Raw genomic sequence first — 12,190 nt, 5'->3', positions numbered from 1 at the left:
AGCGTGCCGGCTCAGGCGGTCCGCACGGACGGGAACCGTATCCGGACGCCCAGGCCGCGCCCCCGCAGGCCGGTCCCCACCTGGATGGATGCCGCGTGCGACTCGGCGATCTGCGCGACCAGCGACAGGCCGATGCCGCTGCCGCGTTCGGTGGTGCCCGCCACGCGGTAGAAGCGGTCGAAGATGCGCCGGTACTCGGACTCGGGCACGCCGGGGCCATCGTCGGCCACGGTCAGCAGCACGCCGCCGGCTTCGCGCCGGCAGGCCACGGCGATGTGCGCGTCGCGGCCGCCGTAGCGCACCGCGTTGTCGACCAGGTTGCGCACCAGGATGCCCAGCGGATCGACCCGGCCGCGCACCAGGCAGTCCTCGGTGTCCAGGCTGATGCGCTGGCCCCGCTCGGCGGCGCCCGTCTCGAAGTCCCGCGCGATCACGGACACCACGGTGTGCAGTTCCACGTCGTCTTCGCCGAAACCGTTGGCATCCAGCCGGGCCATGTCCAGCAACTGCTCGGACAGCCGCGCGCTGCGCTGCGTGGTCGCCAGCAGCTTGCCCAGTTCGGCACGCAGCTGCACGGGGTCCTGGCACCGCAGGGCGTTCTCGGTCTGCACCGTCAGGACCGCGAGCGGCGTGCGCAGCTCGTGCGCGGCGTCGACCAGGAAACGCCGTTCGTTCTGCATGGTCTCGTCCAGCCGTCCGAGCAGGCCGTTGAACGACTCCACCAGCGGACGCAGTTCCACCGGCAGTTCCCTGGCCGGCAACGGCTGCAGGTCGGTAGGGCGCCGCTGCAGGATGCGGCGCGACAACCGCGTGACGGGAAGGACCGACCACTGGACCAGGCAGCCGACGACGCTGGCCAGCATGCAGGCCAGTATGCCGACGAACATCAACCCGCGGGTCAGGCGCTCGTGCAGCTCCTTGCGCAGCAGCGACTGCGGCTTGCCCACCTGCACCTGTATCCGCTTGCTGGCGTCCGAGACGGCATACACGCGCCAGGGTTCGCCTCCCACCAGGGTGGTGGCGTAGCCGTCGCGCATGTCCGGCACGATGGGCCGGCCGGGCGCGGCCGGGGAATGCAGCACGCTGCCGCCGGTCGCCAGGTTCCAGACCTGGAAGGTCATCTTGAGCTGGGAAGTGTCCAGCCGCTGCTCGCCCGGCAGCGAAAAACCGCGCTCGGCGACGTTGTTCTCGAGCCCGACCGGCAGCGACAACAGGGTCAGGTTCGCCACCTCGCGCAGCGCGGCGTCCCATTCCCCGCTCGATTCGCGCGTGACCTCGGCCCGGTACCACAGGAACGACCCCGCCCAGGTCAGCAGCATGGTCGCGACGATGCCCGTCAACAGGCGCGCGCGCAGCGATCTCATCGCGCCTCCCGCAACCGGTAGCCGTAGCCGTGCACGGTCTCGATCAGGTCCTCGCCCAGCTTGCGGCGCAATTGATGGACGTAGACCGCCACGGTATTGCTTTCGATCACGCCGTCGCTGCCGTAGACCGCCTCCTCCAGCGCCGTGCGGGACAAGGCCTTGCCCGCCTTTTCCATCAGCGCCAGCAGCGTCCGGTATTCGTGCGCGCTGAGCGCGACCGGCTGTCCCCGGCAGGCGACCGAGCGCGAGGCCGGATCGAGCTCGACGTCGCCGCTGCGCAGCACCGGCGCCACGCGTCCCAGGCTGCGGCGCAGCACGGCGCGCAGCCTGGCCCGCAATTCGTCGACCTGGAAGGGCTTGACCAGGTAATCGTCGGCCCCCGCGTCCAGGCCGCTTATGCGGTCGCTCAGGCGGTCGCGCGCGGTCATGATGATGACCGGTGTCGTGTCGTAGCGCGCACGCATGGCGGCCAGCACGCCCAGCCCGGAGCCGCCGGGCAGTCCAAGGTCGAGCAGGACCGCCGCGTAGTCGTGGTCGATCAGCGTCAGCCGCGCCGCGGCGGCATCGCGAGCCCATTCGACCGCGGTGTCGTGCTGGCCCAGCGCGGTGACGAGCGCATCGGCAAGCATGGCGTCGTCTTCTACGAGCAGGATGCGCAAGATCGGTTTCCCGTTGGTTCGGATAAGTGGCGCGCGCAGCCGTGTCGGCCGGCGCAGGCCAGTATCGTCGCCCGATTTTAAAAAGTTCTTAAACCGCCCCGCCCAGAATTCGCGGTGGCGGCTGGTTCGCGCTCATGCCCGGGCCGGGCTGGCCGCCGCCTTCATGTCCACATTCGGAACCGCCCGCGGCGGCGGGTTCCAGGAGCCAGCCATATGATCCAGGATCCGCGCAGCCTCTGCCTCTGCTTCCTGCTGGGCGCCATGCAGCCCGCCGTCGGGCAGGACCTCGTGGGCGGCGGCATTGCCGTCATCCCGGCCTATCCCGGCGCCGACAGCTATCGCGTACTGCCGGCGCCCATCCTCAATTTCCAGCGCGGCCCCTTCTTCATCTCGAACAGCCAGGGGCTGCCCGGGCTGGGCCTGAAGACCGAGGTCGCCCCCGGCCTGAGCGTGGGAGTACGCGCCGGCTTCGGCCTGGGCCGCAAGGAAAGCCGGTCCGACAGGCTGTCCGGCCTGGGCGACATCGATGCCCATGCCCAGTACGGCGTGTTCGCCGACTGGGCGCCCGGCAGATGGCGGGCGTCGCTGTCCTACACCCAGGCGGCCAAGAGCGGCTATGGCGGCACCCTGGCCGTGCGCGGTTCCTACGCCATCTGGCAGGGCGGCAAGCACGATGTGCAGGTCGGCGCCGGCCTGGAATGGGGTAACCGCGATCACATGCAGACCTGGTTCGGCGTGACGCCCGAGCAATCCTCGCACAGCGGCGCGGGACTTGCGGCCTACCGGCCGTCCTCGGGCCTGCGCTCGGGCTCGGCCTTCGCGCTCTGGACCTACCGGCTGGACCAGCGCTGGCGCGTCGTCACGCTGCTGGGCGTGCAGACCTTGATGGGCGACGCGGCCGACAGCCCCATCGTCGAGCGCAAAACCGCCGCCTTCGGCAGCGTGGGCCTGGCCTACTCGTTCTGAAGCGGCCCCGCCGCGAGCGCCCGCGCTTCCAGCAGGCCCCGCAGCGCGATCTTCACCGCCTGCATGCGCACGGCGGTGCGGTCTCCCGCCAGCAGATGCGTGGCCGTGCGTACCCGCATGCCTTCGGGCGTGGTCCATGCCCAGCCGAAGCACACCATGCCCACGGGCTTGCCCGGCGTCGCGCCGCCGGGGCCGGCGATGCCGGTCGTCGACACCGCCATTTGCGTCCGCGCCGCCTTCAGCGCCCCGGCCGCCATCTCGCCCGCGGTCTGTTCGCTGACCGCGCCATGCGCGGCCAGCGTGTCTTCCCGCACCCCCAGCTCGGCCACCTTGGCCGCGTTGGTATAGGTGACGAAACCCCGGTCGAACCAGGCGCTGGACCCGGCTACGGCGGTGACCAGCCCCGCCACCAGCCCGCCGGTGCAGGATTCGGCGGCCGCCAGCATCCAGCCGGCCGGCTGCAGGGCGTCCCCCAAGGCGGCGGACAGATCTAGCGATTCCTGGTCGAACATATATGCTCCCCCCTACGCGCTGACGCGCGCCCCCCAGGGGGCGATGCGGGTGGACCGGCAAAGCCGGATCCACCGCATCCTGGGGCACTACCAGGCCGGCCGAGAATGGCGATCGTCAGCCTGGTTGAAAGCCGCCCCCTGGATTGATTTAGTTGACGATACGCCAGTACAGCGCGCAGACCAAGAGCGCGTAGAACGCGGCGATCATGTCGTCCCACATCACGCCCAGGCCGTTCTTGAGCCGGCGGTCGAAATGGCCGATGGGGGGCGGCTTGAGGATGTCGAACAGGCGGAACAGCAGGAAGCCGAAGGCCTGCGACACCACGGAATCCGGGATCAGCCACAGCACGGTCCAGAAGGCCACCATCTCGTCCCATACCATGCCGCCATGATCGGGCACGCCCAGGTCGCGTCCCGTGCGGTCGCAGGCCCAGATGCCCACGACGAATGCCGCCGCCAGGAAGATCGCCTGGTGCAACGGCGCCCCCAGCACCATGGTCAAGGGCTGCCACAGCGCCCAGGCCAGCAGCGTCCCCCAGGTTCCCGGCGCCGGGCGGATCAGTCCGCTGCCCAGGCCGAAGGCAATGGTGCGCGACAGGCGCGCGCGCATCCAGCCGAAGCTGGGACTCGCCGGCACCGGGCCGGCGGAGGAAATGTCGGTCATGATGTCTCAGGCAAGGAGCCCGCCGCCGGATCGACCGGCATCGGGAAGTGATCGAAGCCCGCTCGGGGCAGGTCCGGCACCGGCATGCCGCCGGCGTCCACCACCCGCAGGCCGGGGCCGGCGTCCACCGCGCCGATGCGCGTGGCCGCCACGCCCGCGCGCGCGGCCGCCTCGGCCACCCGGGCGCGGGCCTCCGCAGGCGCGGTGAAGCACAATTCGTAGGCATCGCCGCCGCCCAGCGCGCAGCGCCGCCGCCAGGGCGCCGGCAGGGCCGCCACGGCCGGTGACACCGGCACGTCATCGGCGCACAACCGTGCGCCGCATCCGCTGGCGGCCAGGACATGGCCGAGATCCTGCAGCAGGCCGTCCGAGATGTCGATCGCCGCGCTGGCCAGGCCGCGCAGCGCCAGCCCCAGCGCCACGCGCGGCTCGGGCCATTCGAGCGCGCCGCGGGTCGCCGCCAGCACCGCCGCCCGGTCCGCCACCGGTACGTCCCGCTCGCCCAGCAGCAGGCGCAGCGCGAGATCGGCGTCGCCCAGCGTACCCGACACCCAGATGTCGTCGCCAGGGCGGGCGCCCGAGCGGCGCAGCGCCGCCTGGGCGGGCACGCTGCCGAAGATCGTGATGGACAGGGTCGTGCCCGTGTCGCTGCGCGTGGTGTCGCCTCCGACCAGGGGACAGCCGTAGGCGTCGGCCAGCGCGAACAGGCCGGCGGCGAAAGCCGAGAGCCAGGCATCGTCCACGCGCGGCAGCGGCAGCGCCAGCCCCAGCACGAAGGCCGTCGGTTTCGCGCCCATGGCGGCAAGATCGGACAGGTTCACGGCCAGCGACTTGTGGCCCAGCGCGCGTGGGTCGACGTCGGGAAAGAAGTGGCGCCCTTCCACCAGCAGGTCGGTGCTGACCGCCGTGGCGTCGGCCGAGGGCGAGAGCAGCGCGCAGTCGTCGCCCACCCCCAGCATGCCCGCCGGCGCCGTCCGGGTGAAATGCCGGCGGATGAGTTCGAACTCACCGCTCATGCCAGCTCCCCCGGCCCGGGCCAGGCACCGTCAACCCCGACGGCCGGCCTGGACCTCGGCGGCGCGGACTTCGGCCGCGAGCTTGTCCAGCACGCCGTTGACGAACTTGAAGCCGTCGGTGCCACCGAAGGACTTGGCGAGTTCGACGGCCTCGTTGATGACGACCTTGTACGGAATCTCGACGTGGTTCTGCAGCTCGTAGGTGCCGATCAGCAGGATGCCGTGCTCGACCGGCGACAGCTCCTCGACCTGGCGGTCGAGGAAGGGCGCGAAGCGTTCGCGCAACGCGGCCGCGTCGCGGGCGGCGCCGTACAGCAGCGCCTTGTAATGGCCCAGGTCGGCTTCGGCGAAACCCTCGCCGTCCTGCATGTGGGCGTCGATCTCGCCCATCTCGCCGGCGTCGCCCCCCTTGAGCAGCCACTCGTACACCCCTTGCAGGGCGAACTCGCGCGCGCGGCGGCGCGCGCTGCGCGCGTTCTGGCGGCTGGCCTCAGTCATCCTGTTCTTCCTCGTCGTCGAAATCTTCGTCGTCCTCGTCCTCGTCGTCCTCCTCGGGCTCGAGGGTGGCCAGCAGGTTCGCCATCTCGACGGCGGTCTGCGCGCAGTCGCGGCCCTTGGTCGCGGCGCGCTCCACCGCCTGCTCCTCGGTTTCCGTGGTGAGCACGCCGTTGGCGACGGGGATGCCGGTCTCGAGCGCGACGCGGCTGATGGCCGCCGCGCTCTCATTGCTGACCACTTCGAAGTGGTAGGTCTCGCCGCGGATCACCGCGCCCAGGGCGATCAGTCCGTCGAACTCACCGGTGTGGGCGAGCTGGGCCAGCGTCACGCCCAGTTCCAGGGCGCCGGGCACCGACACGACCATGATGTCGCGCTCGTCCACGCCCAGCTTGCCGAGTTCTTCCAGGCAGGCCTGCAGCTGCAGTTCGCCGATGTTTTCATTGAAGCGGGAGCGCACGATGCAGATATGCAGCCCTTCGCCATTCAGATCGGGAGTCATGGTATAGGGGTTCATGATGGGGCGCCGTCCTTGGTGGGGGGTTGGTCATGGCCGGCCTCGTAGCCGGTCACGGTAAGGGAGAAGCCGGTCATGCTGGGCATGCGGACCGGCCGTGCCAGCAGCTTCATGCTGCCGACGTTCAGGTCTTTCAGGATCTGCGCGCCCACGCCATAGGTGCGCAAGTCCATGCGCACCGGCGCGTCGCCGCAGGCCGCGCCGGTGCGGTCCTGGTCGATCAATTGCTGAAACTCGGCCGCCAGGTCGCTGGCCGTGCCGTCGCAGTTGAGCAGGATGACCACGCCGGATTCGGCCTGGGAAATGGCTTCCAGGGCGCTGGGCACGCTCCAGCTGTGCGTGCTGCGGGCCACTTCCAGCACGTCGAGCAGCGACGTGGGCTCGTGCACGCGCACCAGGGTCTCGCGCTCGGGATGGATCTCGCCATGGACCAGCGCGAGGTGGGGCGCGCCGCTGGGCGTATCGCGGTACATCACCGCGCGAAAGACGCCGTGCGCCGTGCGGATCGGCCGCTCGGCCACGCGCTGCACCAGCGACTCGTGTTCGCTGCGGTACTGGATCAGGTCGGCGATGGTGCCGATCTTGACGCCGTGCTGGCGCGAGAACTCGATCAGGTCGGGCAGCCTCGCCATGGAGCCGTCGTCCTTGAGCACTTCGCAGATGACCGAGGCGGGCGTAAGCCCCGCCATGGCGGTCAGGTCGCAACCGGCTTCGGTGTGGCCGGCCCGCGCCAGCACGCCGCCGCGGGCCGCCTTCAGCGGAAAGATGTGGCCGGGCTGCACCAGGTCGGACGGCTTGGCGTCGCGCGCCACGGCGGCCTGCACCGTGCGGGCCCGGTCGGCCGCCGAGATGCCGGTGGTCACGCCCTGGGCGGCTTCGATGGAAACGGTGAAATTGGTACCGTGCTTGGTGCCGTTGGCCGACACCATGAGCGGCAGGTTCAACTGGCGGCAGCGCTCTTCGGTCAGCGTCAGGCAGATCAGGCCCCGTCCGTAGCGGGCCATGAAATTGATGGCCTCGGGCGTGACGAACTCGGCCGCCATGACGAGGTCGCCTTCGTTCTCGCGGTCCTCCTCGTCGACCAGGATGACCATGCGGCCGGCGCGCAGCTCGGCCACGATTTCCGGCACCGACGAGATCGCCGAGGAGCCGCCGGGGGTGGGAACGGGAGAAATGAATGCAGACATGAAGATCGTCCGGCGCGGGGTTGCGGGGTTGTACCGGCGGCGGCGCGGGCGGTCGGCCGATACGGGGAAACCGGGTATTTTACCCGGATGCCGGGACAGCAAGGGGGCGGCGCGCAGCGCAGCCTACGGCGCCGGGATCGGGTCGTCCACCCCGTCCAGCCGGGGCCTCAGCGCCGGATCCAGCGACTCGCGCCCGTCGAACACGAAGCACTCGCCGTCGTAGCCCTCCCCGCCGGTTTCCTCGAAATACTTCAGGATGCCGCCCTCGAGCTGGTAGACGTGCTCGACGCCGGCTCGCGCCATGTAGATGGCCGCCTTCTCGCAGCGGATGCCGCCGGTGCAGAAACTCACCACGGTCTTGCCCGCCAGGTCGTTCCGGTGCGCCTGCACGGCCGCCGGGAATTGCGTGAAGCGGGAAATGCGCCAGTCGATCGCGCCCCGGAAGGTGCCGTGATCGACCTCGAAGGCATTGCGGGTGTCCAGCATGACGACCTCCCGCCCTTCGTCGTCCCGGCCCTGGCGCAGCCAGCGGACCACCGTGCGGGCATCGACAGCCGGCGCCCGGCCGGCTTCGGGACGGATGGCCGGATGATCCATGCGGATGATCTCGCGCTTGATCTTCACCAGCAGCTTGCGGAACGGCACCCGGGCGGACAGGCTTTCCTTGACCTCGATGCCCGCCAGCCGGCCGCCGAAGTCCGGGCCATGCCGCAGCCACTCCAGCCAGGCGTCGATGCCCGGGCGGGTGCCGGCCAGGAACAGGTTGATGCCCTCGTGCGCCAGCAGCACCGTGCCCTTCAGTCCGCACGCCAGGGCCCGGTCGCGCGCCGCGGCCTGCAGCGCGGGCAGGTCGTCCAGGGTCAGGAAACGGTAGGCGGCGATGTTGACGACGGCGGGCACGGCGGGGATCCGGAAAACGACGAGGCGCGATAGTTTACGCGCCGGCGCCCGGCGCCTCGAATTCGAGCTTGTGGAAGCCGTAGCGCTCGGCCGTCATGTGGGCCAGGATGGCCACGGCGATCTCGGGCGGCGTGCGCGCCCCGATGCGCAGGCCCACCGGGCCGTGCAGCCGGGCCACCTCGTCCGGGGTCAGGTCGAACTCGACCAGCCGCTCGCGGCGCTTGGCCTGGTTGGCCCGCGAACCGATGGCGCCAACGTAGAAGGCCTGGGACTTGAGCGCCTCCAGCAGCGCCAGGTCGTCCAGCTTGGGATCGTGGGTCAGCGCGACGATGGCCGTATGGCGATCGGGGCGCATCTCGGTCACGGTATCGTCGGGCATGGTGGTCACCAGCCTCGCGCCCGGCACCTCCCAGCCCTGCGTATATTCCTCGCGCGGATCGCAGACGATGACCTCGTAGTCCAGCGCCAGCGCCATCTGCGCCAGGTACTGCGACATCTGCCCCGCGCCTATGATCAGCAGGCGCCAGCTCGGCCCGTGGGTGGCGACCAGCTCCGAGTCGGTCAGCGACAGCGTGTCGGCACGGTCGCGGGCGGCTTCCAGCACGGCGCGGCCGGTGGCCAGGTCCAGTCGGCGCAGCACCCGATGCCCCTGGGTCAGCTCCGCCAGCAGCTCTTCCACGCCACTATGGTCGGCGACCGGCTCCAGGACCAGTTCCAGCGTGCCGCCACAGGGCAGGCCGAAACGCGTGGCCTCCTCGGCCGAGACACCGTAGCGCACCACGCTGGGCACGCCGGTGGGCCAGGCGCCGGTGCGCGCCTTGTCCGACAGGTCGTCCTCGATGCAACCGCCCGACACCGAACCGGCGATCGAACCGTCGCCGCGCACGGCCACCATCGCGCCGATGGGTCGGGGCGCCGAGCCCCAGGTGCGCGTCACCGTGCCCAGCACGACCTCGTGCCCTTCCCGCCGCCACTGGGCCAGGCGCCGCAGGACGTCCAGATCGACGTTGTCCATCGTCGTACCCACTCCACGTCATTCTCAGGACGCCATGATAGTCCACGACGCGGCCGGGACCGCTATGCGCACGCCTGCGGCGCCGGGGCCGGAAAGCGGCCGGCGCGGCTGACGCCGCCGATGGCGGGCCGCTGCAGCCGCTCGCCCAGCCATTCGGCCGTCCGCAGCACGGCGTCCAGGTCGATGCCGGTGGCCACGCCCATGCGCTCGAGCATGTAGACGACGTCCTCGGTGGCGATGTTGCCGGTGGCCGCCGGGGCGAAGGGGCAGCCGCCGAAACCGCCCGTGCTGGCGTCCAGGGCATCCACGCTCGCTTCCAGCGCCGCCAGCACGTTGGCGATGCCGGTATTGCGCGTATTGTGGAAATGGCAGCGCAGGCGCGCTTGCGGCGCCAGCGCGCGCGTGCCGGCCAGCAGTTCGCGCACCTGGGTTGGCACGCCGCAGCCTATGGTGTCGGCCAGCGCGATCTCGTCCGGCCGGGCCGGCAGCAGCGACTCCACCAGGGCCAGCACCCGTTGCGCGGGCACCTCGCCCTCGAAGGGGCAGCCGAAGGCGGCGCCGACGGTGACGGAGGTACGCATGCCGGCCGCCCGCGCGCCCGCCAGGATGGCCGAGGCGGCCGCGACCACCTCGGCCACGCCCGCGCCCTGGTTCTTGCGCGAGAAGGTCTCGCTGGCGACCACCACCACGTTGGCCTCGTCGCAGCCGGCCGCCCGCGCCCGCGCCAGGCCCGGCTCGTTGAGCACCAGGCCGATCAGCGACAGGCCCGGACGGCGCTCGACGCCCGCCATGACGGCCTCGGCATCGGCCATCTGCGGCACCCGCTTCGGATTGACGAAACTCGTCGCCTCGATCCGCCTGCCGCCGGCATCGGCGATGCGGCGGATCAGCTCGATCTTGTCAGCCGCGGGCAACAGCACGCGCTCGTTCTGGATGCCGTCGCGCGGTGCGACGTCGATGATCTCCACGTGGCCGTCCATGCCGGGTCCCCCGTATCTGTGGTCAGGGGCAGTATAACTTTGTCCGGACAAATCGACATCGCGGCGCCGCAGAATGCCCCTGCGCCCCCGCCAAGCCGCTACACTGGGACATGCACGGCGCGATACGGGCACCGGACGGTGCGGCCGCGTGGGCGCCTCTTCCAGGAGCGAACGTCATGACGGCAGATTACACGGCATCCCTGCGCGACCGCGTCGTGCTGGTCACCGGCGGCACGCGCGGACTGGGACGCGAAATGGCGCTGGCGCTGGTGGCGGCGGGCGCCCGGGTGGCGATCACCGGCGCCCATGCCTCGGACGCCATGCACGAGACCATGGCGCAGGCCCAGGCCACGGCCGGCATCGGGCGCATGTTCGCCATCGTCGCCGACGTCACGCGCTTCGAGCACTGCTCGCGCGCGGTGGCCGAGATCCGCGACCATTTCGGCGCGCTGCACGTGCTGGTGAACAATGCCGGCATAGGCATGGGCGTCATCAGCGACACCTTCACCACCGAGCCCGCGCGCTTCTGGCAGACCGACCCGCAGGCCTGGCGGGCGATCATCGACACCAACATCAACGGCGCCTTCAACATGGCGCGCGCCGCCGCACCGCTGATGGTGGCCCAGGGTTTCGGCAAGATCATCAACATCTCGACCAGCGACCAGACCATGGTGCGCCGGGGCTATTCGCCCTACGGGCCGAGCAAGGCCGCGCTGGAGGCCGCCTCGCGCATCTGGGCGCAGGACCTGGCGGGCACGGGCGTGGACGTGAACGTCTATCTGCCCGGCGGCGCGGCCGACACCGATTTCCTTCCCGGCGGTCCCAACAGGAAAGGCGCCGACGGCAACCTGCTGCCCGCCTCCATCATGCGGCGCGGCATCCTGTGGCTGTGCTCGGACGCCTCCAATGGCCGCACCGGCGAACGCTACATCGCGCGGCTATGGAATGAATCGCTGCCGGCCGAACTGGCCGCCGAAGGCGCCCGTGCGCTGCACGTGGACAAGCCGGCCATCATGTAGTCCCTAACCCCGCCGCTCGATCTCCATGCGGTAGCTGAAGCTGGCCGCCGGATGCCAGTTGAACGAACAGATGACGCTGCCCATCGCCGAGAAGTAATGGCGGATCAGGCACAGCGCGATCGCCTCGCGGCGCTCGTCCAGCAGCGGCCGCAGGTGCGCCGGCATGGGCTCGGCGCGGATCTCCTGCGTGGCCCGCACGATGGGCTCGCCCGCGCGCGCCTCGATGTGGGCATAGAAGGGTCCCACGCAGCCGGGCAGCTCGGGTCCTATCCAAGCCAGCCGCTCGGGCAGGAAGGAACTGGTGCAGCAGATGGGCGTGCCGCCCCGCTCGGTCCAGCGCACGCTGTCCACCTGCAGCCAGCGGTCGCCCTCGCGCGCGCCCAGCATGGCGGCGGTGGCCGCGTCCAGCGTCACCAGGGTCGAGGCGCGGATTTCCACGTGCGTGTCCAACGCATACTGGAACAGGTCGGACAGCGAGGCGATCGACTGCTGGTAGGCCCGTCGCGACCGTGACGCAAGCACCACCGTCCCGGCTCCGGGGCGGCGTTCGACCATGCCGTGCTCGACCAGGCGGGCCAGCGCGGCGCGTATCGTGTAGCGGCTGGCCTCGAACTCGCGGCACAGTTCGCCTTCGGTGGGGACGTGGCCGCCCACCGGATAGATGCCGTGCTCGATGCGAGCCAGCAAGGCATCCAGGATCTGCCGGTAGCGGGGGCTGTCGCCAGGCTGTGTTTTCGGGTGTCGTCCTGCCGGCATGCCGCGGGAAATACGCAAGGTTCGGGGTAAGGAAAAGTACCCGGGAAGATAGCATGCGGGGCGGGCGGTTCATGCGGAAAATCGCCAGACCGTGCTAGTCTATGGGGTTGCTTTTCGCTTCCGGAGTCCGGAACGTCCCG

At 70.6% G+C, this 12,190-nt stretch carries 14 protein-coding genes; 2 read left to right on the top strand and 12 right to left on the bottom strand.

Annotated elements, in window-relative coordinates; genetic code table 11:
* Positions 1 to 11 precede the first annotated feature (11 nt).
* A complete protein-coding gene (locus ABD104_RS13910) occupies positions 12 to 1,364 on the bottom strand; it encodes an ATP-binding protein (RefSeq protein WP_087839818.1) in 1,353 nt (450 codons plus the stop codon).
* Positions 1,361 to 2,023, bottom strand: a complete 663-nt coding sequence (locus ABD104_RS13905) for a response regulator (RefSeq protein ID WP_343927695.1) — start codon at positions 2,021 to 2,023, stop codon at positions 1,361 to 1,363. Before ABD104_RS13905 ends, ABD104_RS13910 begins: the two co-directional genes overlap by 4 nt.
* Before the next feature lie 213 nt (positions 2,024 to 2,236).
* Between ABD104_RS13905 and ABD104_RS13900 the strand changes: the two genes are divergently transcribed.
* The gene (locus ABD104_RS13900; protein WP_343927694.1) at positions 2,237 to 2,989 is read left to right on the top strand and encodes a MipA/OmpV family protein; all 753 of its coding nucleotides are present in this window, start codon (positions 2,237 to 2,239) and stop codon (positions 2,987 to 2,989) included.
* Here ABD104_RS13900 and ABD104_RS13895 read toward each other — a convergent pair.
* The 9 genes from ABD104_RS13895 to ABD104_RS13855 form a co-directional block, all read right to left on the bottom strand.
* Positions 2,977 to 3,501, bottom strand: a complete 525-nt coding sequence (locus ABD104_RS13895) for a CinA family protein (RefSeq protein WP_343927693.1) — start codon at positions 3,499 to 3,501, stop codon at positions 2,977 to 2,979. The genes ABD104_RS13900 and ABD104_RS13895 overlap by 13 nt on opposite strands.
* A gap of 148 nt (positions 3,502 to 3,649) precedes the next feature.
* Positions 3,650 to 4,165, bottom strand: coding sequence for a phosphatidylglycerophosphatase A family protein (locus ABD104_RS13890; protein WP_425543332.1), 516 nt, complete (start codon positions 4,163 to 4,165; stop codon positions 3,650 to 3,652).
* Entirely contained in the window at positions 4,162 to 5,181 is a 1,020-nt protein-coding gene (gene thiL, locus ABD104_RS13885) for a thiamine-phosphate kinase (protein WP_343927692.1), read from the bottom strand. Before thiL ends, ABD104_RS13890 begins: the two co-directional genes overlap by 4 nt.
* A gap of 30 nt (positions 5,182 to 5,211) precedes the next feature.
* Entirely contained in the window at positions 5,212 to 5,679 is a 468-nt protein-coding gene (gene nusB / locus ABD104_RS13880) for a transcription antitermination factor NusB (RefSeq protein WP_087841604.1), read from the bottom strand.
* The gene (ribH, locus tag ABD104_RS13875) at positions 5,672 to 6,193 is read right to left on the bottom strand and encodes a 6,7-dimethyl-8-ribityllumazine synthase (RefSeq protein ID WP_087841605.1); all 522 of its coding nucleotides are present in this window, start codon (positions 6,191 to 6,193) and stop codon (positions 5,672 to 5,674) included. Before ribH ends, nusB begins: the two co-directional genes overlap by 8 nt.
* On the bottom strand, positions 6,190 to 7,380 hold the full coding sequence (gene ribBA, locus ABD104_RS13870) for a bifunctional 3,4-dihydroxy-2-butanone-4-phosphate synthase/GTP cyclohydrolase II (RefSeq protein ID WP_087841606.1): 1,191 nt from the start codon (positions 7,378 to 7,380) through the stop codon (positions 6,190 to 6,192). Before ribBA ends, ribH begins: the two co-directional genes overlap by 4 nt.
* Before the next feature lie 123 nt (positions 7,381 to 7,503).
* Complete coding sequence (locus ABD104_RS13865; protein WP_343927691.1) at positions 7,504 to 8,280, bottom strand: sulfurtransferase; 777 nt, start codon at positions 8,278 to 8,280, stop codon at positions 7,504 to 7,506.
* Positions 8,281 to 8,314: 34 nt separating this feature from the next.
* Entirely contained in the window at positions 8,315 to 9,295 is a 981-nt protein-coding gene (locus ABD104_RS13860) for an XdhC family protein (RefSeq protein ID WP_087841608.1), read from the bottom strand.
* 62 nt (positions 9,296 to 9,357) lie between these two features.
* Positions 9,358 to 10,275, bottom strand: a complete 918-nt coding sequence (locus ABD104_RS13855; protein WP_343927690.1) for a hydroxymethylglutaryl-CoA lyase — start codon at positions 10,273 to 10,275, stop codon at positions 9,358 to 9,360.
* Between the two features lie 176 nt (positions 10,276 to 10,451).
* Between ABD104_RS13855 and ABD104_RS13850 the strand changes: the two genes are divergently transcribed.
* Complete coding sequence (locus ABD104_RS13850; RefSeq protein WP_343927689.1) at positions 10,452 to 11,294, top strand: SDR family NAD(P)-dependent oxidoreductase; 843 nt, start codon at positions 10,452 to 10,454, stop codon at positions 11,292 to 11,294.
* 3 nt (positions 11,295 to 11,297) lie between these two features.
* Here ABD104_RS13850 and ABD104_RS13845 read toward each other — a convergent pair whose 3' ends face one another.
* Entirely contained in the window at positions 11,298 to 12,050 is a 753-nt protein-coding gene (locus ABD104_RS13845; protein WP_343927688.1) for a GntR family transcriptional regulator, read from the bottom strand.
* Positions 12,051 to 12,190: the final 140 nt, after the last annotated feature.

It is taken from the genome of Pigmentiphaga daeguensis (assembly GCF_039523035.1).
GTDB classification, from domain to species: Bacteria; Pseudomonadota; Gammaproteobacteria; order Burkholderiales; family Burkholderiaceae_B; genus Pigmentiphaga; species Pigmentiphaga daeguensis.
The sequence above is the reverse complement of the archived record's forward strand: the minus strand, read 5'-3'. Positions and strand labels throughout refer to the sequence as shown.